29 protein-coding genes are annotated in these 24620 nt (G+C 56.0%); 14 read left to right on the forward strand and 15 right to left on the reverse strand.

The window, feature by feature from the left end:
* Positions 1–57: 57 nt before the first annotated feature.
* The 3 genes from ACR0B3_RS00515 to ACR0B3_RS00525 all read left to right on the forward strand — a co-directional run bounded on the left by ACR0B3_RS00515 (position 58) and on the right by ACR0B3_RS00525 (position 3483).
* Positions 58–1440 carry an aldehyde dehydrogenase family protein gene (locus ACR0B3_RS00515; protein ID WP_480807401.1) on the forward strand — a complete coding sequence of 461 codons (1383 nt, stop codon included), beginning with the start codon at positions 58–60 and terminating at the stop codon, positions 1438–1440.
* 68 nt (positions 1441–1508) lie between these two features.
* The gene (locus ACR0B3_RS00520) at positions 1509–2654 is read left to right on the forward strand and encodes an iron-containing alcohol dehydrogenase (RefSeq protein ID WP_480807402.1); all 1146 of its coding nucleotides are present in this window, start codon (positions 1509–1511) and stop codon (positions 2652–2654) included.
* A gap of 58 nt (positions 2655–2712) precedes the next feature.
* A complete protein-coding gene (locus ACR0B3_RS00525; protein WP_480807403.1) occupies positions 2713–3483 on the forward strand; it encodes an alpha/beta hydrolase in 771 nt (256 codons plus the stop codon).
* Positions 3484–3537: 54 nt separating this feature from the next.
* Here the strand turns inward: ACR0B3_RS00525 and ACR0B3_RS00530 are convergent, their stop codons facing one another.
* From ACR0B3_RS00530 to ACR0B3_RS00545, 4 genes are all read right to left on the reverse strand, one after another.
* On the reverse strand, positions 3538–3819 hold the full coding sequence (locus ACR0B3_RS00530) for a hypothetical protein (protein ID WP_480807404.1): 282 nt from the start codon (positions 3817–3819) through the stop codon (positions 3538–3540).
* A gap of 158 nt (positions 3820–3977) precedes the next feature.
* Positions 3978–4769, reverse strand: a complete 792-nt coding sequence (locus ACR0B3_RS00535) for a hypothetical protein (RefSeq protein WP_480807405.1) — start codon at positions 4767–4769, stop codon at positions 3978–3980.
* Positions 4770–4777: 8 nt separating this feature from the next.
* Positions 4778–6736 (reverse strand): DNA topoisomerase IV subunit B, encoded by a 1959-nt coding sequence (parE, locus tag ACR0B3_RS00540; protein WP_480807406.1) that lies wholly within the window; start codon positions 6734–6736, stop codon positions 4778–4780.
* Between the two features lie 114 nt (positions 6737–6850).
* A complete protein-coding gene (locus ACR0B3_RS00545) occupies positions 6851–7300 on the reverse strand; it encodes an NYN domain-containing protein (RefSeq protein ID WP_480807407.1) in 450 nt (149 codons plus the stop codon).
* Between the two features lie 290 nt (positions 7301–7590).
* Here ACR0B3_RS00545 and ACR0B3_RS00550 point away from each other — a divergent pair, with 290 nt between their 5' ends.
* From ACR0B3_RS00550 to ACR0B3_RS00560, 3 genes are all read left to right on the forward strand, one after another.
* A complete protein-coding gene (locus ACR0B3_RS00550; protein ID WP_480807408.1) occupies positions 7591–8199 on the forward strand; it encodes a carboxymuconolactone decarboxylase family protein in 609 nt (202 codons plus the stop codon).
* Between the two features lie 190 nt (positions 8200–8389).
* Positions 8390–9319 (forward strand): polyphosphate kinase 2, encoded by a 930-nt coding sequence (gene ppk2 / locus ACR0B3_RS00555; protein ID WP_480807409.1) that lies wholly within the window; start codon positions 8390–8392, stop codon positions 9317–9319.
* A gap of 120 nt (positions 9320–9439) precedes the next feature.
* The gene (locus ACR0B3_RS00560; RefSeq protein WP_480807410.1) at positions 9440–10804 is read left to right on the forward strand and encodes an MATE family efflux transporter; all 1365 of its coding nucleotides are present in this window, start codon (positions 9440–9442) and stop codon (positions 10802–10804) included.
* A 4-nt stretch (positions 10805–10808) separates the two neighbouring features.
* On the opposite strand, the gene ACR0B3_RS00565 is transcribed toward ACR0B3_RS00560, so the two are convergent.
* Positions 10809–11210 carry a hypothetical protein gene (locus tag ACR0B3_RS00565; protein WP_480807411.1) on the reverse strand — a complete coding sequence of 134 codons (402 nt, stop codon included), beginning with the start codon at positions 11208–11210 and terminating at the stop codon, positions 10809–10811.
* 7 nt (positions 11211–11217) lie between these two features.
* A complete protein-coding gene (locus ACR0B3_RS00570) occupies positions 11218–12420 on the reverse strand; it encodes a pyridoxal phosphate-dependent aminotransferase (RefSeq protein ID WP_480807412.1) in 1203 nt (400 codons plus the stop codon).
* Between the two features lie 91 nt (positions 12421–12511).
* On the opposite strand from ACR0B3_RS00570, the gene ACR0B3_RS00575 reads away from it, so the two are divergent.
* The 3 genes from ACR0B3_RS00575 (at position 12512) to ACR0B3_RS00585 (ending at position 13733) form a co-directional block, all read left to right on the forward strand.
* Positions 12512–12904 (forward strand): helix-turn-helix domain-containing protein, encoded by a 393-nt coding sequence (locus tag ACR0B3_RS00575; protein ID WP_480807413.1) that lies wholly within the window; start codon positions 12512–12514, stop codon positions 12902–12904.
* On the forward strand, positions 12901–13158 hold the full coding sequence (locus ACR0B3_RS00580) for a succinate dehydrogenase assembly factor 2 (RefSeq protein ID WP_480807414.1): 258 nt from the start codon (positions 12901–12903) through the stop codon (positions 13156–13158). The genes ACR0B3_RS00575 and ACR0B3_RS00580 overlap by 4 nt, the downstream gene beginning before the upstream one ends.
* 77 nt (positions 13159–13235) lie before the next feature.
* Complete coding sequence (locus ACR0B3_RS00585) at positions 13236–13733, forward strand: winged helix DNA-binding protein (RefSeq protein ID WP_170683098.1); 498 nt, start codon at positions 13236–13238, stop codon at positions 13731–13733.
* On the opposite strand, the gene ACR0B3_RS00590 is transcribed toward ACR0B3_RS00585, so the two are convergent.
* Genes ACR0B3_RS00590 through ACR0B3_RS00600 form a run of 3 tightly spaced genes read right to left on the reverse strand, consistent with a single transcriptional unit; the run spans position 13680 to position 15576 of the window.
* Positions 13680–14450, reverse strand: a complete 771-nt coding sequence (locus ACR0B3_RS00590; RefSeq protein WP_480807415.1) for a DUF1194 domain-containing protein — start codon at positions 14448–14450, stop codon at positions 13680–13682. The genes ACR0B3_RS00585 and ACR0B3_RS00590 overlap by 54 nt on opposite strands.
* Entirely contained in the window at positions 14447–15151 is a 705-nt protein-coding gene (locus tag ACR0B3_RS00595) for a DUF1194 domain-containing protein (protein ID WP_480807416.1), read from the reverse strand. Before ACR0B3_RS00595 ends, ACR0B3_RS00590 begins: the two co-directional genes overlap by 4 nt.
* The gene (locus ACR0B3_RS00600) at positions 15148–15576 is read right to left on the reverse strand and encodes a VOC family protein (protein WP_170683486.1); all 429 of its coding nucleotides are present in this window, start codon (positions 15574–15576) and stop codon (positions 15148–15150) included. Before ACR0B3_RS00600 ends, ACR0B3_RS00595 begins: the two co-directional genes overlap by 4 nt.
* A 177-nt stretch (positions 15577–15753) precedes the next feature.
* Between ACR0B3_RS00600 and thyX the strand changes: the two genes are divergently transcribed.
* Complete coding sequence (gene thyX / locus ACR0B3_RS00605) at positions 15754–16665, forward strand: FAD-dependent thymidylate synthase (protein ID WP_480807417.1); 912 nt, start codon at positions 15754–15756, stop codon at positions 16663–16665.
* A gap of 112 nt (positions 16666–16777) precedes the next feature.
* On the opposite strand, the gene ACR0B3_RS00610 is transcribed toward thyX, so the two are convergent.
* The gene (locus ACR0B3_RS00610) at positions 16778–16984 is read right to left on the reverse strand and encodes a cold-shock protein (RefSeq protein WP_008758035.1); all 207 of its coding nucleotides are present in this window, start codon (positions 16982–16984) and stop codon (positions 16778–16780) included.
* Between the two features lie 213 nt (positions 16985–17197).
* On the opposite strand from ACR0B3_RS00610, the gene ACR0B3_RS00615 reads away from it, so the two are divergent.
* Positions 17198–17515 carry an arsenate reductase family protein gene (locus ACR0B3_RS00615; RefSeq protein ID WP_480807418.1) on the forward strand — a complete coding sequence of 106 codons (318 nt, stop codon included), beginning with the start codon at positions 17198–17200 and terminating at the stop codon, positions 17513–17515.
* 42 nt (positions 17516–17557) lie between these two features.
* Positions 17558–17926: a hypothetical protein gene (locus ACR0B3_RS00620; protein ID WP_480807419.1), complete on the forward strand. Its 369-nt coding sequence runs from the start codon at positions 17558–17560 to the stop codon at positions 17924–17926.
* A 1-nt stretch (position 17927) separates the two neighbouring features.
* On the opposite strand, the gene ACR0B3_RS00625 is transcribed toward ACR0B3_RS00620, so the two are convergent.
* The 5 genes from ACR0B3_RS00625 to thrS all read right to left on the reverse strand — a co-directional run bounded on the left by ACR0B3_RS00625 (position 17928) and on the right by thrS (position 22612).
* Positions 17928–18446, reverse strand: a complete 519-nt coding sequence (locus ACR0B3_RS00625; RefSeq protein WP_480807420.1) for a hypothetical protein — start codon at positions 18444–18446, stop codon at positions 17928–17930.
* Complete coding sequence (locus ACR0B3_RS00630) at positions 18443–19204, reverse strand: HvfC/BufC family peptide modification chaperone (RefSeq protein WP_480807421.1); 762 nt, start codon at positions 19202–19204, stop codon at positions 18443–18445. The genes ACR0B3_RS00625 and ACR0B3_RS00630 overlap by 4 nt, the downstream gene beginning before the upstream one ends.
* Positions 19201–20058 carry an MNIO family bufferin maturase gene (gene bufB, locus ACR0B3_RS00635; protein WP_480807422.1) on the reverse strand — a complete coding sequence of 286 codons (858 nt, stop codon included), beginning with the start codon at positions 20056–20058 and terminating at the stop codon, positions 19201–19203. The genes ACR0B3_RS00630 and bufB overlap by 4 nt, the downstream gene beginning before the upstream one ends.
* Positions 20059–20129: 71 nt before the next feature.
* A complete protein-coding gene (locus ACR0B3_RS00640; protein ID WP_170683089.1) occupies positions 20130–20432 on the reverse strand; it encodes a BufA1 family periplasmic bufferin-type metallophore in 303 nt (100 codons plus the stop codon).
* 221 nt (positions 20433–20653) lie between these two features.
* Positions 20654–22612 (reverse strand): threonine--tRNA ligase, encoded by a 1959-nt coding sequence (thrS, locus tag ACR0B3_RS00645; RefSeq protein WP_480807423.1) that lies wholly within the window; start codon positions 22610–22612, stop codon positions 20654–20656.
* Between the two features lie 240 nt (positions 22613–22852).
* Here thrS and ACR0B3_RS00650 point away from each other — a divergent pair, with 240 nt between their 5' ends.
* Positions 22853–23602, forward strand: coding sequence for an alpha/beta hydrolase (locus ACR0B3_RS00650; RefSeq protein ID WP_170719933.1), 750 nt, complete (start codon positions 22853–22855; stop codon positions 23600–23602).
* On the forward strand, positions 23602–24609 hold the full coding sequence (locus tag ACR0B3_RS00655; protein WP_480808003.1) for an alpha/beta hydrolase: 1008 nt from the start codon (positions 23602–23604) through the stop codon (positions 24607–24609). Before ACR0B3_RS00650 ends, ACR0B3_RS00655 begins: the two co-directional genes overlap by 1 nt.
* The last annotated feature ends 11 nt before the right edge of the window (positions 24610–24620 follow it).

The raw sequence follows: 24620 nt of genomic DNA on the forward strand, positions 1-24620 counted from the left end.
GAGATATTTATGGCCAGATGAAGCAGGGATCCTGTTTTTATCGGAAATGGAGTGACTATGGGGCAGGTGTTGAAATGCATCTCGCCGATCGATGGGTCGGTTTTTGCGGAGCGTGAGATTCTGGCGCGGGAGGCGGCGTTTGAGGCTGCGGGCCGGGCGCGGGCCGCACAGGCGGCTTGGGGGGCACGGCCCTTGCAGGAGCGCGTTGATCTCGTGATGGCGGGTGTCGCCGCAGTAGGCGCGATGAATGATGAGATCGTGCCCGAGTTGGCCCACATGATGGGCCGTCCAGTGCGCTATGGCGGTGAGTTCGGCGGCTTCAACGAGCGCGCCAGCCATATGGCCGGGATTGCCGAAGAGGCGCTGACCGATATTGCCGTGGGCGAGGATGAGACGTTCAAGCGCTATATCAAGCGCGTCCCACATGGGGTGGTGTTTGTGGTTGCGCCCTGGAACTATCCCTATATGACGGCGATCAACACGGTGGCTCCTGCGCTGATTGCAGGTAATACAGTGATCCTGAAACACGCCACGCAGACCCTGCTGGTGGGCGAGCGCATGGCGCAAGCCTTTCATGGGGCGGGCGTGCCTGAAGATGTGTTCCAGAACGTTTTTCTGAGCCATGACATCACCAATGATCTGATCGCGGGCAATGCGTTTGACTTCGTGAACTTCACCGGCTCAGTCGGCGGTGGGCAAGCGATGGAGCGTGCGGCGGCCGGCACCTTTACCGGCGTAGGCACCGAGCTGGGGGGCAAAGATCCCGGCTATGTGATGGAGGATGCCGACTTGGACGCTGCGGTCGACACACTAATCGACGGAGCCATGTTCAATTCGGGCCAATGCTGTTGCGGGATCGAACGGATCTATGTCAACGAAAGCTTGTATGATGACTTTGTCGCCAAGGCGGTTGAGATCGTGAAGGGTTACAAGCTGGGCAATCCGCTGGACGCTGAGACAACGATTGGCCCCATGGCCAATGTGCGCTTTGCCGATGAGGTGCGGGCGCAGATTGCCGAGGCGGTTGAAGCAGGAGCAGTGGCCCATATCGACACCTTCGCCGAGGATGATGGCGGCGCTTATCTGACGCCTCAGATACTGACCAATGTCACCCATGACATGCGGGTCATGCGGGATGAAAGCTTCGGCCCCGTCGTCGGCATCATGAAAGTGTCCTCAGACGAGGAAGCTATCGCGCTGATGAATGACAGCGAGTTTGGCCTGACCGCGAGCCTCTGGACGCGCGATGTGGATCGGGCTGCGGGTGTTGGCGATCTAATCGAAATAGGCACCGTCTTTATGAACCGAGCGGACTACCTAGACCCCGGCCTTTGCTGGACGGGTTGCAAAAACACTGGGCGCGGTGGCGGCTTGTCTGTCATCGGCTACCACAACCTGACACGTCCCAAATCCTATCACCTTAAGAAGGTAACGGGCTAAGGACGATTTGCCTGCCCCGGATTGACCCCCTCGCCGGGGCAGGCCCTTATTAAAAAAGGAAATCTGACATGACACTTGTTGGAAACTGGTCTTATCCGACTGCGATCAAATTCGGGGCAGGGCGGATCAAGGAATTGCCCGAGGCTTGTGCGGCTGCGGGTATGAGCAAGCCACTGCTAATCACAGACAAGGGACTGGCTGATCTCCCAATCACAACTGCGACGCTGGATATCATGGAGGCCGCAGGTTTGGGCCGCGGGTTGTTTTCCGAGGTGGACCCGAATCCCGATGAAAAGAACCTCGAGGCTGGTGTTGCAGCCTATAACGCGGGTGGCCATGATGGGGTGATCGCTTTTGGTGGCGGCTCGGGGCTGGATCTTGGCAAGATGGTTGCCTTCATGTGCGGTCAAACCCGCCCGGTCTGGGACTTTGAGGACATCGGCGACTGGTGGACCCGCGCGGACGCAGATGCCATCGCGCCGATCATCGCCGTTCCCACGACCGCCGGAACCGGGTCCGAGGTGGGGCGCGCCAGCGTCATCACCAATTCTGAGACACATGCCAAGAAGATCATCTTCCACCCCAAAGTGCTTCCAACGGTTGTGATTTGCGACCCTGAGCTGACCGTGGGCATGCCCAAATTCATCACCGCAGGCACTGGACTGGATGCGTTCGCCCATTGCGTCGAAGCGTTTTCGAGCCCGCATTATCATCCGATGTCTCAGGGCATCGCGCTGGAGGGAATGCGGCTGGTCAAGGACTATCTGCCACGTGCCTTTGCCGACGGCGCCGATATCGAAGCCCGCGCGCAGATGATGAGCGCGGCAGCCATGGGCGCCACTGCCTTCCAGAAAGGCCTTGGCGCGATCCACGCGATGAGCCATCCAATTGGAGCGGTGTTCAACACCCATCACGGCACCACGAACGCGGTCTGTATGCCTTCGGTTCTGGACTTCAACGCCTCGGTTATCGCGGATCGCTTTCGGCACGCTTCTGCCTATCTGGGCATCGAGGGCGGCTTCGATGGCTTCCGCACATTCGTGCAGGAGTTCAACGACTCACTTGGCATCCCCCGGAAGCTCTCCGATCTGGGCGTGACCGAGGATTCCATACCTGACCTGGTCAAAGGTGCGATCATTGATCCGTCCTGCGGTGGCAACCCCATCGAGCTGACTGAGGACAATCTCACCACCCTGTTCGAAACCGCGCTTTAACAGGCTTGCAGACCCCATCCCTCGCCTCTCATACTGATCAGAGGTGAGGGAGATATTCATGACTAAAGAGATTGTTCTGATCCACGGTGCCTTTGCTGGTCCGTGGTGCATGCAGGATTATGCCGGGTTCTTTCGGGAACGAGGTTGGACGGTGCATACCCCCGCGCTGCGTTATCATGGTGGAGACCCAAAGGCTGATCCCGATCCGGGCCTCACCGATACCAGTGTCATGGACTATGCCGATGATATTGCAGCCTTCGTGCAGGGGTTGGATAGCAAACCCGTGCTACTCGGCCACGCCATCGCCGGGGTGGTGGCGCAGCAGGTGGCGTCCCGCGGCTTGGCCAGCGCCATCGTCCTGATCAATCCGAACGCGGCTTGGGGTACGCTACCCGAAACCGACGACGAACGCGCCGTGCCGCGCGCGCTGATGGAGGGTGGGGCATTCTGGAAACAGCCCATGCGCGTCGATTTCGACCTGATGGCCCCTTTTGCGCTGAACAAGATGCCCGAGGCGCAGCAGCATCAGGTCTTCGACCAACTCGGCCCCGAAAGCGGGCGGGTGATGTTCGAGATGTTTTTCTGGATGTTCGATGACCACCATGCGATGAAGGTGGATATCGACAATGTCGACTGCCCGGTTCTGATCGTTTCAGGTACCGAGGACCGGGCCGTGAACCCCAACACCTGCCGCGCGCTGGCGAAGCTCTACGGAGATCGCGCGACGTTTCTGCCCGCGGAAAACCACGCGCATTTTCTGTTCATGGAGCCGGGATGGGAAGGGCCAGCCGAACAGATTGCCGCGTGGCTGGATGATAAAGCAGGGTAGGATGGGGTTTCACCCCATCGCACTTGTTCTGCAGTGATGGGTTAGAAACCCATCCTACTTGTTCAGCTGAAACGTGCTCTGTGGTCGCCATGTCAAAGAGCCATCGTCATTGCGATGGCACCGCAGCAACCGTTCCTCGCGTGTGCTGATGGTTGAGGTGACGGTATTGTCGCCGGTCAGCAGAATGAACGAGTCTGGCGAATAGGCCATGCCGTCATAGTAGCAAAACCGCGTCTCGGCGCCGTCCGGAATGGGCGATGCAGTGCTGAGCATCTGCTGCGCAGGGGCTGCCGAGGCCATCAGGGTCAGGGCCAGCCCGAGGGTTAGTGTTTTCATGTCGTCCTCCCGTTCGGAAATTTGTTCGTGGTTAAATTGGGCCTTGGACGCTCGGAACCTCAAAGGTCGTTCTTGGATGACGGATTGAGGGTAAGTGTGAACGGGATCAACGGGTTAGGCAAGGGTTGGAGAAAAGTGTATCGCTTCTTCAGCCATATCTATTCAAAGTTTCCAATCAATTGATCAACGGTGATCTGAAATCCTGAAACGATCTGCCAAGCTTGATGTTTGTGATAGACTACGTTTTCGGGTTCTTTGTTCTTAGCTTCGAATGCCAAAATAGACGGTTTGTCTTCGTCTATATAATTGATGATCAATTCGTGCATATAGTGATGTTTCATACAATTTGAAATAGTGTCGATTAGCTTAATAAAATCATAGTACGGGCCTGAAAATTCCTCCGACCCCCAAAGTAGAATTCGTGCGCGTTTTGCAGTAGAACCATTCTCTTTCTTATTTAGAATTTTACCAATGCTATCATAGGAAATTACTATTGAACCGTCGGCTTTTTTTCCTCCGAGTTTTTCAACGCAGAGTATTTGAAGATGTATGTCAAGAAACCGTCTAATATTTGAAATTAGATTCATCGAGGCAAAATGAATCCCTTTGTCGCCTATCGCAAGGGCACGTTTGGAATGCAAATCTCCCTGAAGCACATCTTCTAGCGTACAGGAAAAAGCTTCAGGAAGCACAATGCCAGATGGTGATGTGAAATTTGGGTTGGGTTTGCCCTTTGTCTTTTTGTAAGACTCAATGTACTGATTTCTGATTTCATATAATCTAAATATCTCAACAAGCTGAGATTGAATGTATCTCAACCTATCAAACTGAATTGCCCCATGATTTCCTTGCCATAAATCACTTGCCGATTTGCAAGGAATTCTGATCTTGAAATCTTCTCTAGGAATCCCCGAATCGTAGCTATACTCATCGACGATTTTGGGGCACATCTATTTTCTCAAACATCCAACTCCTCCACAAACCGCGCGTTCTCTTGAATATACTGGAACCGCAATTCGGGTTTTTTGCCCATCAGGCGCTCGACCAGATCGCCGGTTTCGCCGGGTTCGTCCTCGTCAATGGTGACGCGGATCAGTTTGCGCGAGGCCGGGTCCATCGTGGTCTCTTTCAGGTCCTTGGCGTCCATTTCACCCAGACCCTTGAAGCGCGAGACGTCGATCCTGCCCTTGCCACCCAGACCTTTTTCCAGCCATTCGTCACGCTCGGCCTCGTCCAGACAATAGACGCGTTTGGCGCCTTGGGTCAGACGGTAGAGGGGCGGGCAGGCGAGGTAGAGGTGCCCCGCGTCAATCATCGGCCGCATCTGGGTGAAGAAGAACGTCATCAGCAGCGAGGCGATATGCGCCCCGTCCACATCCGCATCGGTCATGATGATGATTTTATCATAGCGCAGGTCGTCGACGTTGAACTTGGTGCCAAGGCCCACACCCAGCGCCTGCGTCAGATCGTTGATCTCGGCATTGGTGCCCAGCTTGGAACTGGCCGCGCCCAGCACGTTCAGGATCTTACCGCGCAAAGGCAGCAAGGCCTGCGTCTTGCGATCCCGACCCATTTTGGCAGAACCGCCCGCAGAATCGCCCTCGACAATGAATAACTCCGTGCCGTCGCGTGTTGAACTACTACAGTCCACCAACTTGCCGGGGAGACGAAGTTTCTTAGTGGCGGACTTGCGTTGTGTTTCCTTCTCGGCCCGTCGGCGCAGGCGTTCTTCGGCCCTCAGGATGAGGAAGTCGAGGATCGCCCCGGCGGATTTCGTGTCAGCCGCCAGCCAGTTGTCGAAATGGTCGCGGACCGAGTTTTCGACCAGCCGCTGCGCCTCGACCGTGGCGAGGCGGTCTTTTGTCTGGCCGACGAATTCCGGTTCCGAGATAAAGCAGGACACCAGCGCGCAGCCGCCGGTGATCAGGTCGTCACGGGTGATCTGACCGGCCTTCTTATTGTTGATCAACTCGCCATAGGCCTTGATCCCCTTAAGGACGGCGGCCCAGAACCCGGCGACATGGGTGCCGCCTTCGGGGGTGGGGACGGTGTTACAGTATGACTGGATGAACCCGTCGCGCGAGGGCGTCCAGTTGATCGCCCATTCGACCTTGCCGGGGGTGCCGAATTTCTCGTTGAAGTCCACGGTGCCGGCAAAGGGCTGCTCGGCATAGGTCGACGAGCCGTTCATTGTCTCCTTCAGGTAATCCGACAGACCGCCGGGGAAGTGAAACGTCGCCTCGGTCGGGGTTTCACCATCGTCGATGGCGGATTTCCAGCGAATCTCAACGCCCGAGAACAGATAGGCCTTGGAGCGTATGGATTTGAACAGCCGGGCCGGTTTGAACTTGTGATGGCCAAAGATGTCCGCATCCGCGTGGAAGGTCACCGTGGTGCCGCGCCGGTTGGGGGCTGCGCCGACTTTTTCGACAGGCCCCAGAGGGATACCGCGCGAGAAGCGTTGTTCGAATAGCTGCTTGTCGCGTGCCACCTGCACGACCATCGAATCCGACAGAGCGTTCACCACCGACGCACCCACGCCATGCAGACCGCCCGAGGTCTGATAGGCCTTGCCCGAGAATTTACCACCCGCGTGCAGGGTACACAGGATGACCTCAAGCGCGGATTTGTCAGGGAATTTCGGGTGCGGGTCGATCGGGATACCGCGCCCGTTGTCACGAACGGTCAGAGCGTAATCTGCGTGCAGCTCAACCTCGATCCGGTTGGCGTGGCCCGCAACAGCTTCGTCCATTGAGTTGTCGAGGATTTCAGCCACCATATGGTGCAACGCGCGCTCATCCGTGCCGCCGATATACATGCCCGGGCGTTTGCGCACCGGTTCCAGCCCTTCGAGCACCTCAATCGAGGAGGCGTCATAGGTATTGGTCACTTCGGGCGTCAACAAATCGTCGGGCATGGGTGCTGCTCTTGTTTTTGAGTTTCCCCCATTATGGCAGGTGATGTGGTCCGGGGGAAGAGGGCCGCGAGGTGTTGTGGCTGGATTGTCGTTCTGCGCCGCATTCCATCGCGTTTACAACGATAGCCAAAGAGCTTCTTTCTTATAGCCACCATGAACTCTTGCGTTTTTCTCGAGCACATCTGGATACTCGTCGGCCCAGTCACGGAATCGATCATTTGTTACGATGGCTGCACTATGATCACGGGCGACTTGGAGAACCAGCGGGTCGGCGGGTGTACCCTTTGGAGCGACCATCACGTGGCTGGACGGCAATCCAAGCAAATGTGCAAGGGTTTTGTCGTTCATATAGCGGTCAGAGATTTTATACCCGACATTGGCATCGAAGACGACGCCAATTGTCAGCCCCTCTGCTTTCAGAGCGTCGACGACCTCACGCACAGTCGCGATACTTGGCGCGCCGTCCTTCCAGTGGAGAACATTTGATCCATCTACAACAGCCCAGTCTTTCGAGGTTTTGAGCCGGTGCAGTCCTTTCCTGAGCAGCAGTATCGCACTCGCCATGGCGCACGGACCTGCAAGCAATATCCAATCCAAATACGCAGGATTGAGTATGGCTAAGAAAAAGGCGCAAACGGAGAGAGTAAGAAAAAAGATGAGAAGTTGCAAAGTTGAATAGATTTCTTTCCTGAAGGTGTTCCTGTGGGCATATCAGCTGCCGGGGGAAGCTGCCCATTGTTTATCGGCGATGCAGAATAGAGTGTTGTCTAAAGGCAAATCCTTCAATGTCTCGCTAAGTTTCGAAAACCAAACTAGGTTTCGCTACGTAAGCAAAATTTATGGGAGCAAACGCGTTGAGCTGGATCAGAACCATTCCATTCGAAGAAGCCACAGGAAAGCTGAAGAAGCTCTATAACCGGGTCACTGGACCGGACAACAATGTCGATAATATCATGATGGCGCACTCTCTGCGGCCGCATTCGATGGAAGGCCATATGGCGCTTTATAAGAATGTTCTGCATCATTCGGCTAATACGATCCCGAAGTGGTTTCTTGAAACGCTGGGCGTATGGGTGAGTTCGCTGAACCGGTGCGGATATTGCGTTGAGCATCACTTCAACGGGTTGCAGCGATTGTTGCGGGACCAAGCGCGCGGCGATGCGATCCGGGCGGCGATTGAGGCGCGTGATCCGGCGTCGGCGCCTTTGGACAATGCGCAGGTCATTGCGATGGATTATGCGCGTAAACTGACTGAGGCACCGGGCGAACTGACTGAAGCCGATGTCATTGCCCTGCGAGATGCCGGGTGGGACGATGGTGAAATCCTGGAGATTAACCAAGTGTGTTCGTATTTTTCCTATGCCAATCGAACCGTATTGGGCCTTGGATGTTCAACTGAAGGGGACGTTCTGGGCCTATCGCCGAATAACTCTGACAACCCAGATGATTGGGGGCATCGGTAAAGGTGGCAACCTTGCCCACCTTAGTGGCCGAACAAATGGCGCATCCATCAAAGCAAGGCCCGATCAAGAGAGGATCGGGTCACAAGCTTTCACGCCTCGATAAAACCTAAGTCTATTTGACACCAATCAAAGCGAGATTGGTGGAGATTTGCTAGCCCTCTTTCGGACAGTGAAACCGAGGAGAACATGCATGGATGCAACACCCCAGACCGATCAGAAATCACCACAGATCAATGCCGTGACTGCCTCGAAGGCGGAAGTTTCCGCACCAAGCTCCGAGAAAATCCGGCAAGCCTTTGAAAGCGGGAATTATCCTTACAGCCAAAAGATGGCACGCAGAGATTACGAAGCACAAAAGGCCGAGTTGCAGGCTGAATTGCTTAAAGTTCAATTGTGGGCGCAAGAAACCGGACAGCGATTTGTACTATTGTTCGAAGGTCGCGACGCCGCCGGGAAGGGTGGAACCATCAAAAGGTTCATGGAGCATCTAAACCCGCGTCAGGCACGTGTGGTGGCGCTGAACAAGCCGACGGATGAGGAAAAGGGGCAGTGGTATTATCAACGCTATGTGCAACAACTGCCCACTGTAGGAGAAATGGTGTTCTACGACCGGTCCTGGTACAACCGCGCGGGCGTAGAACGGGTAATGGGGTTTTGCTCGCCCAACGAGTATTTGGAATTCATGCGGCAGACGCCTGAACTAGAGCGGATGCTGGTGCGCTCGGGCATTCAGCTCTACAAATACTGGTTCTCGGTTACGCAGCCAGAGCAACAACGGCGCTTTCGTAGCCGTGAGACGGACCCGCTGAAGCAATGGAAGCTGTCACCGATAGATAAGGCCAGCCTCAGCAAATGGGATGACTATACCGAGGCGAAAGAGGCTATGTTCTTCTATACCGACACCGCCGATGCGCCTTGGACCATCGTCAAATCCAATGACAAGAAACGCGCGCGTCTGAATTGCATGCGCCATTTTCTGTCGACTCTGGATTATCCGGACAAGGATCACAGAATTGTTGGTGATCCTGATCCATTGATCGTTGGGCAGGCCCATCACGTTATTCACCGCTCGGAACATATTCTTGGTACAGCTCTGCATCCTGATGCCAAGGTTGGCTAACAAGTGGGGCCATTACCTGAATGGCTGATGGCCCTGTTGGTGCTTCGCAGGAAGGTCTCATATTGAAATAAAACTGTTCCGCCCTTGTCTTGCGCTTCGGGCAAGCCTAAGGCTGGCGGAATGAACAAGGTGATGACATATCCCGGCCATCTGCGTGCGATTACGGTGCTGGGCCTGCCGTTAATCGGCGGGCATCTTGCACAGTATGCGATTGGTTTGACCGACACGATCATGCTGGGCTGGTATGGGATTGAGGCATTGGCTGCCGTTACGCTGGCCGGTAGCTACTACTTTGTACTGTTCCTGTTTGGTGCCGGGTTTGGCTGGGCGGTCATGCCGATGGTGGCGACCGCAGCTGCAGAAGAAAATGAGACCAGTATTCGTCGTTCGACACGCATGGGGCTGTGGCTTTCGCTGATTTACGCTGCGGTTATGATGCCGTTGATGTGGTGGTCCTATCCGGTGCTTATTGCCTTGAAGCAAGAGCCGCAAGTTGCTGAAACTGCATCACAATACCTGCGCGTGGCAGGGTGGGGTTTGTTCCCGGCGTTGCTGGTGATGGTTTTGAAGTCCTATCTGGCCGCGCTTGAACGCACGCAGATAGTGCTGTGGATTACAGTTGTGGCTGCCGTGGTCAATGGCGTAACGAACTATGCGCTTATCTTCGGCAACTGGGGCGCGCCCGAGTTGGGGGTGATCGGTGCGGCAATCGCCTCGGTGGTCACACAGATCGTGTCGCTTGTTGCGGTCGTGATCTATGCGGTGCGTGCGCTGCCAGAACACAGCCTGTTCCAACGTTTCTGGCGCCCGGATTGGGAGATGTTCATGAACGTCCTGCGTCTGGGTGTGCCCATCGGCCTGACAACGCTGGCCGAGGTGTCGCTGTTCGCGATCTCGGCCGTCATGATGGGCTGGCTGGGTCCGGTGCCGCTGGCAGCGCATGGCATCGCGTTGAACCTCGCATCTGCAACCTTCATGGTGCACCTGGGTCTGTCAAATGTCGCAACCATCCGAGCGGGCAATGCGCTGGGGCGTCGCGATCGTGCGCATCTTGAAAAGGGCGCGATTACGGTGACTGGAATGTCTCTGATCATGTCGGTTCTGACGGTTATCCTGTTCCTGACTTGTGCCGAGCATTTGATTTCGCTGTTCATGGAGGCCAATGATCCACAGCGGTCTCAGATCTTGATGATCGGAACCGGGCTTCTGGCCATGGCGGCTTTGTTCCAGCTTGTGGATGGCGCACAGGTGATCGCGCTGGGCCTGCTGCGTGGTTTGCAGGATGCCAAAATGCCGATGGTGATGGCCGCGCTTAGCTATTGGGTGATTGGCATCCCGTCTTCGTATTTCTTTGGATTCGTACAGGGGATGGAGGGGATCGGTGTCTGGCTTGGCCTTGTTCTGGGCCTTGCCTGCGCCGCGGTTCTTCTGATGGCCCGCTTTTGGTTGCGATCTGTGCGTTATGTTGGAGAAGTCCCCGCCTAAGGGGCTATCCCTTGCTGATCCTGTCTGATTTCTTGCGAACCAGAACCGACCGCAGATCGTGCATAGCCATTAACAGCCTGTCCGTGATCTCTTCCAATTGCTCATCGGTTGCTTTGGACTGAGCCCACTGCGTCGTCAGGTTCAGGTGATCAACCGCACGGTGAATGTCATCCATGTCGCGGCGGGCTAATAGGGCCGCTCGTTCTTCCATCCAGCGCGCGATTTCGGCTTTGTCAGCGTCGGTCAATGCATGCTTACCCTGCGGCTTGACCTCGCCATTGCGGATATTGATCACCGCGATCTGGTCCATCTCAATTCGACGCTGGCGGTTTTCTGTGTCGATCTTGAACACCGCCGCGCCATTTTCGCGTACACGGAAATAGTATTCGGGCAGGGCTGTCGACATAGGAACCTCAGGTCAAAGACGCACAGAAATTCTGGATACGCGTGCAGGCTGTGGTCAAGGCTTCATCCGAGGTTGCATAGCTGACGCGGAAATTGGGCGACAGACCAAAGGCTGCGCCAAACACCACGGCGACGTCGGCCTCTTCAAGAAGGGCGATTGCAAACGCCTCGTCCGAGTCGATCACGGTGCCAGTTGGAGTGGTTTTTCCGATCAGGCCAGCGATAGACGGGTAGACATAGAATGCGCCTTCAGGTGTCGGGCAGGAAATCCCGTCGATCTGGTTAAGCATCTCGACGACAAGATTGCGGCGGCGTTTGAAGATCTCATTGTTTGGTGCAAGAAAATCTTGCGTCCCATTCAGGGCTTCAAGCGCGGCCCATTGGCTGACCGAGCAGGGGTTCGAGGTGGATTGCGACTGCACCTTGCGCATCGCTGCGATTAATTCAACAGGGCCTGCAGCATAACCGATGCGCCAACCCGTCATGGCATAGGCTTTTGACACGCCGTTGCAGGTGAGCGTCCGGTCATAGAGCCCAGGCTCGACCTGCGCGGGCGTGCAGAATTCGAATCCGTCATAGGCCAGATGCTCGTACATATCATCGGTCATTACCCAGACATGAGGGTGCCGCATCAGTACGTCAGTCAGCTCTTTCAACTCCGCTCGGCTATAGCCCGCACCAGTTGGGTTGGACGGAGAGTTGAAGATGAACCATTTGGTTTTCGGCGTAATTGCCGCTTCTAACTGATCCGCTGTCAGTTTGAAATCGGTCTGCAGCGAGGTTTCGGCGATCACCGGTGTTCCTCCGGCCAACAGCACCATGTCTGGGTAACTGACCCAATAGGGCGCTGGGATGACAACCTCATCTCCCTCATTCAGCGTTGCCATCAACGCGTTATAGAGGGTCTGCTTGCCTCCGGTTCCAACCGAGACCTGAGCAGGCGTGTAGTCCAACCCGTGATCCCGCTTCATCTTGGCGCAGACCGCCTGTTTCAACTCGGGGATACCATCTGGTGCGGTGTATTTGGTCTTGCCTGCTGCAATTGCCGCGACAGCCGCGTCTTTGATGTTCTGCGGCGTGTCAAAATCAGGCTCGCCCGCGCTCAGCCCAATGACATCGCGCCCCGCGGCTTTCAGTTCAGCCGCCTTCGCTGTCATCGCGATCGTGGGCGAAGGTTTTACGCGTGACAATGTCGCAGACAGGAAACTCATGGTTGGCCTCGGTTTGTATGTTCAGCCTGACTGTCATAGGGTGCGTCGAAATAACGATCAACCCAATTGCACCCACCTGTTGGAGACCTCAATGAACGACGAGACGGACTGGTTCGGACCGGACACAGCAACCTTCGGAGATCGCGTCGCAGGCGCGCGCGAAGTTGCAGGGATGAACCAGACTCAGTTGGCTCGTCGACTTGGGGTTAAGAAGGCTACGATCATCTCGTGGGAAGATGACCTGTCGGAACCTCGGGCCAATAAACTGTCGATGATGGCCGGGCTGCTGAATGTCTCGATCATGTGGCTTCTGACCGGAGAAGGCGACGGTATGGACGAGACCAGCCTGAACGGGGACGTGGATTCGGAACTGCGTGATCTGGTGGCAGAATTGCGCACGATCCGGGGTGAGATGCGTGCGAGTTCTGAGCGCTTGGCCAGAGTCGAAAAATCGCTGCGCCTTAAATTGGAACGCAATCAATGACAGAACCCCGCGAAACACGGATCAAGCGGATGAAAATGCGCTCGATGCGGCGTGGGATCAAAGAGATGGATTTGATCCTGAGTGCCTATGCTGATCGCAATCTGCCTTTGATGGATGAAGACGAGCTGAACACCTACGATGCCATGCTGCATGAGAACGATCAAGATTTGTACCAATGGGTTACTGGTCAAGCCGCCCCACCAGCACCGTTGGCTGACCTGATAGCGGACATCGCGCAAACCTTTCAGAAATAAGCAATAATCTGGCTTAACCGATTTTTCGGAAATTCGCGTCATGTTTTCAGAAACAGCGCGATGAATCGGAGGATCGGATGAGTATAGAGTTACAGGTCGCCGCGCCCGGGACCAAGGGGTTCATGACCAGTTATCTTGAGGCGTTGGCGCTGGTTGAACGCCTGCACCGCTTGCTTCTGGATGTCATCAAAGATGAATTTGAACGTGTTGGCGTTTTGGAAATCAACGCCGTTCAAGCGCTGCTGCTGTTCAACATCGGCGATCACGAAGTCACCGCTGGAGAGTTGAAAAGCCGGGGATACTATCAAGGCAGCAATGTCAGCTACAATCTCAAGAAACTGGTCGAGATGGGCTATATGCATCATCAGAGATGCGAGATTGATCGCCGCTCGGTCAGGGTTCGGCTGACGCCTCGCGGGCGCGAGATTCGCGACATCGTATCCGACCTGTTTGCCCGCCACGCGGAAGGCTTGCAAAACCGAGACGTGATCGCGACGGATGGGATCGAAGAGATCACGAACTCACTGCGGCGGGTCGAGCGCTATTGGACTGACCAGATCCGCTATATTTACTGAACGTTGGGGTGGCTTGACCCCGGACAAACTCAAACCGTCCAGTTCGCGGATCAATTTACGGGTCATCGCCTCTTGGTAAGCTTCGAAACCCAGCGCAACCTCGACAAAAGCGTTGGGCCCCAAGATGACCCAGGTATTGTAGTAGGCCGATAACTCCCCAATCTGAACATAGCGCTTGTCGCCATGAACCGGATCGTCGGCACCTATAACAAGACCGTTGATTGTAAGTCCGTTGGCCTGCAGGGCCTCTTTGATAGCGCGCGGATGGGGGCCGAGATTGTGTTTGCCATCACCTGACAAGTCCAGGGTTCGTCTCCAACACTGGGTCTGCGCCATCAGCAGTTCTGCACCGTAAGACATTGCCGACCCGACCGCAGTTCCCTGAGGTGCCGAAGAACGCTCAGTCGTTTCAATAAGCAGACTGATGCGTTGCAGATCCACGGGAGTATTGATCTCGGTCCATTCCAACAAAAGCCGCTGATGGCCCGGTTCGCTCCACTCAAAGATCGCAATTCGAACAGGGGCGGAGGGGTTAGACAGGATCAGGTCAACGACATGAGGATCGTTCAGAGCGGCGGTAAGACCATTGAGTTGCAGCCGGTATTCCTGACTGTCGACCGAGCCCGACACATCCAGACCAAGTGCCAGAGCTTGTCGGCATTGTGCAGCCGATGGGCCTGCCATCAGACAAAGTAGCATTGCCCAAAGGCGGATCATTCTACCGCATCCAGATGAATTGCACTGAGTTCAAGGCCTTTCAATTCCCGTTCAAGCTTGCGGCGCATCGCGCGCTCAAAATCGTCAAATCCCGCAGCGATTTCCAAGAAAGCACCTGGGCCGTAGAGAACAGTATCCTGAAAGAACTGGATCAGGTCGATTTCGCCTTCGAAATCCGCGGCGTTGATCACAAGTCCATTCACAGTCGTATTGTTGAACGGAAAATGCTTGTACGCAATCTGCGGCCCGTAGCCATCGTTGTTTTTGCCATCGCCCGAGATATCGATGGTTTGAAACAGGCAGCGCGGTGCACGTTGCATCAGCCTGGCACCATAGGCCAGAGCGTGACCCATGGCGGTAGGTGAATCATTGGCGGATCGCTCGGATAGTCCTATGCGGTGTGCGGCGGTCACCAGATCGGCGGCGGTCTCAATCAGTTGCCAATCCAGTAATAATTTCTGGTTGAAACTGCCGGACCATTCGTAAACCGCCAATGCGACAGGTTGTGGAGAAACAAAGAATGCCTCTTGCACCTCGGGCGCTATCAAAGCAGCGGCCAACCCTTTTCGCTGCAACGCATCCTCAGCAGCATCAACCGAGGTTGAAATATCCATCGCGAGGGCCAGCGCGAGCCTGCATTGCTCGGCCCAAACAGGGCTGCCTGAAATAGACAGCCCTAGAGATGGCAACCAGCGGATCACCAGTGGCCGGTGCTTTCCATGCTGGCCCAGGGTTCGGCCGGTTCCAGCGCCTCGCCGTTCTGAAGCAATTCGACTGAGACATTGTCGGGCGAACGCACAAAAGCCATGCGCCCGTCACGCGGTGGTCGGTTGATCACAACGCCATTATCCTGAAGGTGCTGGCAAACTTCGTAGATGTTGTCGACGCCATAGGCGAGGTGGCCAAAATGGCGGCTATCGCTGGGCAATGCGTCATCGCCATCCCAGTTATGGGTCAATTCAATCGGCGCATCTTCTTGTCCCGGTGGGGCAAGAAAGATGAGTGAAAACCGGCCCGCTTCGCTTTCATAGCGGCGGGTTTCTTTCAGACCTAGCAGTTCATAAAACGCTATAGATTTCTCAAGATCCTTTACGCGAAGCATGGTGTGGAGGTATTTCAGCCCCATCGCGACATTCCTTACATTAATTGTGATGCGCAGCACCTTAGCGCGCCGTCATCTGATGTCGAGGGGCGGGCGAGACACAATTCTGAATTCGCGCAATGCGCCGCACATATCGCGGTTCCGATGGCGGGTTTGTCGATATATAGTGGTGGGCGACTCATTGCTGGAAAGGATAATTTCATGCCTCTGTCTTCCGACCAACTGGCCGAGATCGAAGCTCAGCGCGCACAGTCGAGCCCGACCCGCCGCGTCGTTGCCGAAGGGATGGAAGATCATCTGTACACGGCGCATCAGGTTCTGGATCACGGATTTGTTCGTATTATCGACTACATGGGCGATGATGCAGCGATTTGTCAGGCTGCGCGGGTATCATATGGAAAAGGTACGAAATCGGTTCAAAATGACGAAGGCCTGATCCGCTATCTAATGCGTCACTGGCATTCGACCCCTTTTGAAATGTGCGAGATCAAGCTGCACGTCAAACTGCCCGTATTCGTCGCCCGCCAGTGGATCCGTCACCGGACGGCGAATGTGAACGAATACTCGGCGCGCTATTCGATTCTGGATCGCGAGTTCTACATACCAGCGCCCGAACACGTCGCCGCGCAGTCCGAGGTCAACAACCAGGGGCGAGGGGATACGCTGCAGGGCGAAGAAGCCGCGCGCGTGTTGGAGATTTTGAAAGCGGACAGTGCACGCTGCTATGACAACTACGAGGCGATGATCGGTCAGGATGGCCAGCAGGGGCTGGCTCGTGAGCTGGCGCGGATGAACCTGCCTGCGAACATTTACACGCAATGGTACTGGAAGGTTGATTTGCACAACCTGTTCCACTTCCTCCGTCTGCGCGCAGATCCACACGCCCAATACGAGATCCGGATCTACGCCGAAACCATGTGCAAGATCGTCGCCGACTGGGTGCCGTTTGCGTATCGCGCGTTTGAGGATTATCGCCTGGGCGCGGTCAACCTTTCAGCGCAGATGGTAACTTGCCTGCGCCGCATGCTGAGCGGTGAGAATGTGACCCAAGAAAACTCGGGCATGACTGCGCGGGAATGGCGCGAGTTTGAGGCGGTCATACGCGAGGGTTGAAAAACAAAAAACGCGCGCGTCCCGAGATGGGCGCGTTCCATGGTTGGTAACGGTTAACGGCCGGAAATTGGCCGTCAACCTTATCTAATTTCCCGCCGGGGCGGGCCTTGCCTTACAGCGGCTTCAAATCAGCAGCCATCTGGCGGCCGTCACGTCCGTCCTGCAACTCGTACGAGACTTTCTGATTGTCAGCGAGTCCGGTTAGACCGGATCGTTCTACGGCCGAGATATGAACAAACACATCTTTGCCACCCTCGTCGGGTGCAATAAAACCATAGCCTTTGGTTGTATTAAACCATTTCACGGTGCCGGTTGGCATTTCCCGTGTCTCCTTCTACTTTCACGTTGTCCCACAAATTGGTGGGGGCAGTGCCTGACAAGACCGCAACGCATCACTGTTCGCCCACACGATACAGCCCGCGTTGCGTGTTTCGTCTTTTTCAACATTGCACGGTGAAGTAAAAAATCAAGAATAACTCGGGCAGTCCAAGCGGGATGTCCAAAATTGCAGCAGTAACAGGGACAAACAAATATGCGCCTTTACGGGTTAAAGAATTGCGATACGTGCCGTAAGGCATTGAAATCACTGCCAAGTGCTGAGTTTGTTGACGTTCGTGCCGAAGGTGTTCCTGAAACAGTCTTGTTAGCGGCGTATGAGACATTCGGCAAAGCCTTGCTCAATACGCGGTCAACAACTTGGCGTGGATTGGATGAAGTAACGCGAAATCGGCCGGTGCTTGATTTGCTGGTTGATCATCCGACGCTGATGAAGCGTCCTTTGATTGAAACGGAAGCCCAAATGTATCTGGGTTGGACGCCTGAGAACCGACAGGCCCTTGGTGTTGCCTGAAGGACTGCCTATGTGACACAGGCAACAATCGGAGACCTTTGAATGCGTAACGCAGCCATGATACTGGGCGTGATTGCCGGGCTGATCGGAATGATTGTCGGATTTTTCGGCTACGGATTTGTAGAATTGATCGACCGGTTTGGTGAGATCGAAGGCATCGCAGAGCAGGTGCAAAACCCCGAATTGATCCAGACCGCTTCGATTGTCGCACCGCTTTTGGCGATTATTGGTGGCGCGATGGCCCATTCGCGGGCGCTGGTCGCTGGTATTTTGCTGCTAATTTCTGCGGCAGGGATGTATTACGCCTTTGGTTTCGGCGTCTTCACCATGTTCCCGATTGCCTTTGCGGGCGTGGCAGGATTGCTTGGGCTCGCCGCAGGAAAACCGGACGAGCCCAAGGCGCATTTCTAGATCACTTCAGGCGCAGCAGCCGATCCAGCGATAGCGGGCCTGCGCCGTTGATCACGATGACCAGCAACAGAAAGGTCCACATCACGCGCTGATCCATCAGCGTGATGGCGTTGTCGAACAAACCGCCAAGTTTGATGCCATGTCCAACGACATCGGTTAGCGTTTGGACCCATACAAAGCCGATCATACCTAGCGCGGCGACGCGCGTCAGAAGGCCCACCAGCAACAGTACGGGCAGGACAAATTCAGCGACTGTGCCAAAGAAAATGACGATCCGCTGAAAAAAGGTCATTTGGGTGACGTCATACAGCACGGCTTCGGCAGCTTTGGGGAAGATTTGCCCAAAGGCACCGGCAGACGGCGTAAAAATCGAGCCGTCGATCTTCAGCGTAGCCGAGTTCCAGTAGTAAACAAACAAAACGGCGATAAAGACTACCCGAGCCAGAGTTGGTGTTAGCCAACCGGACGCGTGATCCGCTTTTTCCATCGCATTATTGTAAGTTGAGATGAGGGCAGTCATGTGTCCAGCCTTTCGATAGTCACAGAAGTTATTGCACCGCCCTGCAAAAGCAATGCCAGAGTGGTTCCAAGGTCAAAGTCGGGTATCTCGACCGCGGTGGCTTCAAATGCCACGCCGATGGTTTGTCCATCCTGAATTCGTGCGATCCAGTCCGCGCCGCCGGGTGGAAGCAGATGTGGCATGGGATCATATTCAGGGCGCGTGATCAGATTGTCCTGCGCCTCAGCCTCGGGCTTGGGGGCATTTTCCTGAGTGTTGAAAAGCCAGATCGCATAAACGGGCCAATCCGAGCGCAGCACTTGCAAAGCTGGGGCCAGGGTCAGCCGGGCTTGCATCAATTCTTCCGGCGGGATCGAAAGCGCTTCGGCCTCAATGGGTTGGCCATCAGCCGCGTGGTAGGCGCGCCGCAAAGCCAGTTCCAACCGGGCAACATCTGGCAAATACCTAAGATGAGAAAGCTGCTCCATGCCCTCCAAGAAGGCGGGGAATTCTTCGCCGTAAAACATCATCAGCGGTGAGGACGGCGGATGCTGACGCAGGAATATCCCGGCCAGCCCATCCATGTTGTGCGGTCCCAGCAGTTTTGTGATAACCGGAAAAGCCTGATGCATTGCCTCGGTCAGCGAAACAGCGACGTTGTTGCGATAGACACTAAAACGGCGCCCGGCTGGTTGCGCCTCGGCATCCAGCAACCCATCCGGGATCGGCTGACTGGCGTCCAGCAATGCACCGTGGAATGTTGCTTGCGACACACTCATGCAGGCACACGATCCAGGGCTTTTTGCGCGCGCTCTGCTTCTGCACGCAGAACGGGCCAATCCGGCACATCGGTGTCCCATTCAATCAGCAGGGGTTTGGGGCCGGATTTGTCCAGAACATAGTCCAGCAAAGCCCAAACCGGATCGACCACCTCGCGCCCGTGGCTGTCGATCAGCAAGGGATGCCCGTGGTCGTCTTCGTCTTCGTCGTGACCGCCCAGATGAATCTCTCCAACCTGCTCCAGTGGGTAGGCATCGATATAGCCCTGCGGTGAGAAATCCAGGTTGGTGGCTGAAACAAAGACATTGTTCACGTCCAGCAAAAGCCCGCACCCGGTGCGCCGTGTGATTTCGCGCAGGAAATCGGGCTCGGACCATGTGCTTTCTTTGAACGCCAAATAACTGGAGGGGTTCTCTAACAGCATTTGCCGCCCGACAACATCCTGCACCTGATCGATGTGATCGCAAACGCGGGCAAGCGTGGCGTCGGTATAGGGCAGGGGCAGCAGGTCGTTCAGGAAGTGGTTGTCATGGGTGGACCACGCCAGATGTTCCGAAAAGCTCGCGGGGTTCAACCAGCCAACCAGATGTTTCAGGCGCGCCAGATGATCGGGGTCCAGCGGGGTTTCACCTCCGATGGAAAGGCCGACGCCGTGAACGGAAATGGGAAACTGTTCGGATAAGTGGCGTAGCTGGGCCAGCGGTCTACCGCCATCGCCCATGTAGTTCTCAGCATGGATTTCCAGCCACGCCACAGGCTTGGCCTGTTCTAGAATCTGCGAGAAATGCTGCGGCTTATAGCCCACGCCCGGTGCCGCAGGTAGCCGGTTCGATCTGAGCGCGTTGTCCAACATGTGCAAATCCCCTGATCACGTGGAAAGGGCGGGCGATCTTGCCCGCCCTTTCCGGTTCATTCGGAAAAGCCTTATGCGGGCAGGTCGCGATCCAGCGGCTCGAGCGAGCCTTTGCGATCCGAACCATCTGCTGTTTTTGGCAGCTCGATGTCGGCGCAAGTACCGGCGTCAACCAGGGTCCATGCGTTGCCCTGATAGTCAACGGTCGAGGTGCCTGCGCATGTGGTGCCGGGGCCGGCTGCACAATCGTTCTGACCGGCCAGCGAAACGCCATAGCATTTCTCTTTTGCTTGGGCAGTTGCGGTTGTGGCGGCACCTGAAACGGCAGCGGCAACGGCGCTTGCGATAACCAGGGTTTTTGCAGTGTTCGACATCTCGGTAATCCTTTTAATGACTGCGTATGTCTGCTTGTGACAATGACAAAGGTAGTAGCTCGGAGGCGAGAGTTGAATTCACGAGCCCGTGTCTCACAACCCCGTCAAAGATCGTCATGCACTCTTGCAGGTTAACAAATTGTTTTTGAATTGAAAAATGGAAAATGTTTCAATTCGGCCCCGATCAGAGGGCCGAATTGTTAGCGCTTGTTTGCCGATTGTTACAGCAAATCGGGCGGGGTTGCCGCCTGGCTCAACTCATTTGTTACAGTCTCAAGCGATTGAACCTGAGTTTGTTTTTCACCCAGACGCCGGACGGTCACAGTCCGCTCTTCGACTTCGCGATGGCCAACCGCCAGAATGACAGGCACTTTGCCGACCGAATGTTCGCGGACCTTGTAATTGATCTTTTCATTACGGATATCCGCCTCGGCGCGGATGCCTGCAGCTTTGAGCGTCTCAACCACTTCCAGGACGTACTCATCCGCCTCGGACGTGATCGAGGCGACCACGACCTGACGCGGGGCCAGCCAGAAGGGCAGTTTGCCTGCGTGCTCTTCGATCAGGATGCCGATAAAACGCTCGAACGAGCCAAGGCATGCGCGGTGCAGCATGACAGGGCGATGTTTTGCACCATCTGCACCGATATAGGTGGCGTCCAGCCGTTCGGGCAGAACGAAATCCACCTGGAACGTGCCACATTGCCAGTCACGACCAATCGCGTCGGTCAGAACGAATTCCAGTTTTGGCCCATAGAATGCACCCTCGCCCGGATTCAGTTCCGGTTCAACACCAGCCGCCCGAGTCGCTGTCAGCAGAGCTTCTTCAGCGCGGTCCCAAACTTCATCTGATCCCGAGCGCTGTTCCGGGCGGTCCGAGAATTTGACCTTAAAGCTGTCAAACCCGAGATCTTTATAGACGTCCGTCAGGAACCCGATGAAGCGGGCGCATTCATCGCCGATCTGATCTTCGGTCGAGAAGATATGCGCATCGTCCTGCGCAAAGCCACGCACCCGCATGATCCCATGCAGCGCGCCCGACGGTTCATACCGCGCACACGAGCCGAATTCGGCCATGCGCAGTGGCAGGTCGCGATAGGATTTCAGGCCCTGTTTGAAAATCTCAACATGGCAGGGGCAGTTCATTGGCTTGAGCGCGTTAATCGCCTTTTCGCGGGCATGTTCTTCATCAACTTCGACGATGAACATATTTTCCTGATATTTATCCCAGTGGCCTGAGCGTTCCCATAGCTTGCGGTCAACAACCTGTGGTGTGTTCACCTCGACATAACCGCCGCGATGCTGTGCGCGACGCATGTAGTCCTGCAGCTGGGTATAAATGGTCCAGCCGTTGGGGTGCCAGAATATCTGACCCGGAGCCTCTTCCTGCATGTGGAACAGGTCCATCTCTCGGCCTAGCTTGCGGTGGTCGCGTTTGGCGGCCTCTTCCAGCATATGCAGATGCGCCTTGAGCTTTTCCTTGCCGGTGAACGCCACGCCATAGATGCGCTGCAGCATCTGGCGCGAGCTATCGCCACGCCAATAGGCGCCTGCGATGCTCATCAGCTTGAACGCATCGCCCGGAACCTGACCGGTATGCTGCAGATGCGGGCCACGGCACAGGTCTTGCCAGTCGCCGTGCCAATACATGCGCAGCGGTTCGTCGCCCGGAATGGCGTCGATGAGTTCGACCTTATAAGGCTCATTGTTCTGCGTGTAGAAATCAATCGCGCGCTGACGATCCCAGACCTCGGTGGTCACGGCGTCGCGCTTGTTGATGATTTCTTTCATCTTTTTCTCGATCTTCCCAAGGTCTTCGGGGGTGAACGGCTCGGCCCGGTCGAAGTCGTAATACCAGCCGTTGTCGATCACGGGGCCGATGGTGACTTTGGTGTCAGGCCAGATCTCCTGCACGGCACGGGCCATGATATGGGCCAGATCGTGACGGATCAGCTCATTGGCTTGCGCCTCGTCCTTCATCGTGTGGATGGCGATCTGCGCATCAGCCTCGATGGGCCATTGCAGGTCCCAGTGCTTGCCATTCACCGTGGCCGAGATCGCCTTTTTGGCCAGCGAGGTCGAGATATCGGCAGCGACCTGTGCGGGCGTCACGCCTGCATCGTAGGATCGGGAATTGCCATCGGGAAAAGTAAGGGAGACTGACTGTGAGTCCAGGGCCATATCGGCTCTCCTCGTCGGTTTGGCGCCCACTGAACGCCCGGTTGCGTTCGGCTCATGTGGCAGGTGGGGACACAGGTGTCAAGGGTGGGAGTGAGGGGCCAGCCCCGCCGTCATTGGCGCTCGACCCAAAAGCGCGCCAATGGCGGCTCCCCGGGATATTTGTGGCCAGTTGAAGGGGTATCGGGGAATTGCGCTTGCTAGTTTGGCGTGCATGATGCGGGAAACATAGACGAGGGTTTCATGGCAGCGACGGATTTTCTGGAGACAGCGCAAGGGCGAAGGTTGGCCTATCACAAGAGTGAAGGGGCGGGGCCGACCATTGTTTTTCTGGGTGGGCTCAAATCGGATATGGAAGGCACCAAGGCGGTGCATCTTGAGGCTTGGACGCAGGCGCGCGGGCAGGGGTTTTTGCGCTTTGACTATTCGGGGCATGGTGAAAGCTCGGGCGCGTTTACAGATGGCTGTATCGGGGACTGGCATGAGGATACGCTTGCGGCGTTGTCTGAGCTAACCGATGGACCCTTGGTGGTTGTCGGATCATCCATGGGTGGATGGCAGGCATTGTTGCTGGCGCGCGCGATGCCCGATCGGATTGCGGGTTTGGTGACAATCGCAGCAGCGCCGGATTTCACCGAGGACGGGTATTGGGCCTCGTTTTCGGATCAGCAGAAGTCGGATCTTGAGGCCATTGGACATGTGGAACTGCCGTCGGATTATATGGAGCCCTATGTCATCACCAAGCGGATGATTGAGGATGGGCGCAAGCGGTTGGTTCTGCGCTCACCCCTTGATCTGCCTTTCCCGGTACGTTTCTTGCAAGGCACGGCTGATACTGCAGTCTCAACCCAGACTGCGGTGCGCCTGTTGGATCATGCGACCGGCCCGGATATGCAGTTGTTGCTGGTCAAAGACGCCGATCATAGGTTCTCGGATGGTCCGTGTCTGAGATTGATCGAGGAAGCTCTTCAGGACGTGATGGGGGCCATCTGATGCAGCGCTTTGGCTGGATTTTGGGGCGACTTCTTCTGGGATTGTTGCTGGTGGGGGGGGCGCTGTACTTCTTCGGCCCGCGCGAACCAGTGGACCTGCATCCGCGTTTCGATCCGCGCAAGTTTGGCGAAGGCGTGCAGGTCTATTTTGAAAGCATCGAATCCACCTTTGACGACATTGTGCCGGGTGTTGAGAAGCGCGTGGTCTGGCAGGATGGGTATTATGAGCGACGCACAACTTATTCGGTGCTCTACCTCCATGGGTTTTCAGCCTCATCCGAGGAGATCAGACCAGTGCCAGACCAAGTGGCGAATGCATTAGGTGCGAACCTTGTTTACACCCGGCTTCAAGGGCATGGGCGAGATAGCGATGCGATGGCGGAAGCCACGGCGTCAGGATGGATGCTGGATACGGCCGAAGCGTTAGCCGCCGCACGTGCGGTCGGTGAGCGGGTCGTTGTGATTTCGACGTCCACGGGCGGCACGTTGGCAGCGGCGGCCGCGCTGGATTCTGAGCTGAGCGAAGACGTGGCCGCGTTAGTGTTCGTGTCGCCGAATTTCGGCGTAAACACATTTGCGGCTTGGGTGCCGTCTATGCCGTGGGCACGAGAATGGTTGCCTTTGCTGATGGGGGATGCGCGGGATGTATCCAGCGCTGACCCAGAGAAAAACAAATACTGGACGGTCATTTACCCGTGGGAAGCAGTCGTACCGATGTCTGCCCTTGTGGATACGGTCTACGCGCTGGATTTCTCGACTGCCCAGATCCCGGCGCTGTTTTGGTTCTCGGATGACGATCAGGTGGTAAGGCCGGACCGGACTCATCAGGTGGCCGAGGCCTGGGGTGGCCCTGCGGCGGTAAAGCTTGTGACAATGGGGCCGGGGGACGATCCGGCCTCGCATGTTATCGCGGGGCGTTTGATGTCGCCGGGTCAGACCGACGCTGCAGTCGCGGGTATATTGGACTGGCTGTCCGAGCAGGGAATTCAAGGACAAAGCGGGGGCTGATCATGCGCAGA

Source organism: Ruegeria sp. CE9 (assembly GCF_056537425.1).

Excerpts from the sequence above, each read along its gene's own strand:
- ACR0B3_RS00515 (WP_480807401.1), top strand. The coding sequence starts at position 58 with ATGGGGCAGGTGTTGAAATGCATCTCGCCGATCGATGGGTCGGTTTTT.
- ACR0B3_RS00520 (WP_480807402.1), top strand. The coding sequence starts at position 1,509 with ATGACACTTGTTGGAAACTGGTCTTATCCGACTGCGATCAAATTCGGG.
- ACR0B3_RS00525 (WP_480807403.1), top strand. The coding sequence starts at position 2,713 with ATGACTAAAGAGATTGTTCTGATCCACGGTGCCTTTGCTGGTCCGTGG.
- ACR0B3_RS00530 (WP_480807404.1), bottom strand. The coding sequence starts at position 3,819 with ATGAAAACACTAACCCTCGGGCTGGCCCTGACCCTGATGGCCTCGGCA.
- ACR0B3_RS00535 (WP_480807405.1), bottom strand. The coding sequence starts at position 4,769 with ATGTGCCCCAAAATCGTCGATGAGTATAGCTACGATTCGGGGATTCCT.
- parE (WP_480807406.1), bottom strand. The coding sequence starts at position 6,736 with ATGCCCGACGATTTGTTGACGCCCGAAGTGACCAATACCTATGACGCC.
- ACR0B3_RS00545 (WP_480807407.1), bottom strand. The coding sequence starts at position 7,300 with ATGGCGAGTGCGATACTGCTGCTCAGGAAAGGACTGCACCGGCTCAAA.
- ppk2 (WP_480807409.1), top strand. The coding sequence starts at position 8,390 with ATGGATGCAACACCCCAGACCGATCAGAAATCACCACAGATCAATGCC.
- ACR0B3_RS00560 (WP_480807410.1), top strand. The coding sequence starts at position 9,440 with ATGAACAAGGTGATGACATATCCCGGCCATCTGCGTGCGATTACGGTG.
- ACR0B3_RS00565 (WP_480807411.1), bottom strand. The coding sequence starts at position 11,210 with ATGTCGACAGCCCTGCCCGAATACTATTTCCGTGTACGCGAAAATGGC.
- ACR0B3_RS00570 (WP_480807412.1), bottom strand. The coding sequence starts at position 12,420 with ATGAGTTTCCTGTCTGCGACATTGTCACGCGTAAAACCTTCGCCCACG.
- ACR0B3_RS00575 (WP_480807413.1), top strand. The coding sequence starts at position 12,512 with ATGAACGACGAGACGGACTGGTTCGGACCGGACACAGCAACCTTCGGA.
- ACR0B3_RS00580 (WP_480807414.1), top strand. The coding sequence starts at position 12,901 with ATGACAGAACCCCGCGAAACACGGATCAAGCGGATGAAAATGCGCTCG.
- ACR0B3_RS00585 (WP_170683098.1), top strand. The coding sequence starts at position 13,236 with ATGAGTATAGAGTTACAGGTCGCCGCGCCCGGGACCAAGGGGTTCATG.
- ACR0B3_RS00590 (WP_480807415.1), bottom strand. The coding sequence starts at position 14,450 with ATGATCCGCCTTTGGGCAATGCTACTTTGTCTGATGGCAGGCCCATCG.
- ACR0B3_RS00600 (WP_170683486.1), bottom strand. The coding sequence starts at position 15,576 with ATGGGGCTGAAATACCTCCACACCATGCTTCGCGTAAAGGATCTTGAG.
- thyX (WP_480807417.1), top strand. The coding sequence starts at position 15,754 with ATGCCTCTGTCTTCCGACCAACTGGCCGAGATCGAAGCTCAGCGCGCA.
- ACR0B3_RS00610 (WP_008758035.1), bottom strand. The coding sequence starts at position 16,984 with ATGCCAACCGGCACCGTGAAATGGTTTAATACAACCAAAGGCTATGGT.
- ACR0B3_RS00615 (WP_480807418.1), top strand. The coding sequence starts at position 17,198 with ATGCGCCTTTACGGGTTAAAGAATTGCGATACGTGCCGTAAGGCATTG.
- ACR0B3_RS00620 (WP_480807419.1), top strand. The coding sequence starts at position 17,558 with ATGCGTAACGCAGCCATGATACTGGGCGTGATTGCCGGGCTGATCGGA.
- ACR0B3_RS00625 (WP_480807420.1), bottom strand. The coding sequence starts at position 18,446 with ATGACTGCCCTCATCTCAACTTACAATAATGCGATGGAAAAAGCGGAT.
- ACR0B3_RS00630 (WP_480807421.1), bottom strand. The coding sequence starts at position 19,204 with ATGAGTGTGTCGCAAGCAACATTCCACGGTGCATTGCTGGACGCCAGT.
- bufB (WP_480807422.1), bottom strand. The coding sequence starts at position 20,058 with ATGTTGGACAACGCGCTCAGATCGAACCGGCTACCTGCGGCACCGGGC.
- ACR0B3_RS00640 (WP_170683089.1), bottom strand. The coding sequence starts at position 20,432 with ATGTCGAACACTGCAAAAACCCTGGTTATCGCAAGCGCCGTTGCCGCT.
- thrS (WP_480807423.1), bottom strand. The coding sequence starts at position 22,612 with ATGGCCCTGGACTCACAGTCAGTCTCCCTTACTTTTCCCGATGGCAAT.
- ACR0B3_RS00650 (WP_170719933.1), top strand. The coding sequence starts at position 22,853 with ATGGCAGCGACGGATTTTCTGGAGACAGCGCAAGGGCGAAGGTTGGCC.
- ACR0B3_RS00655 (WP_480808003.1), top strand. The coding sequence starts at position 23,602 with ATGCAGCGCTTTGGCTGGATTTTGGGGCGACTTCTTCTGGGATTGTTG.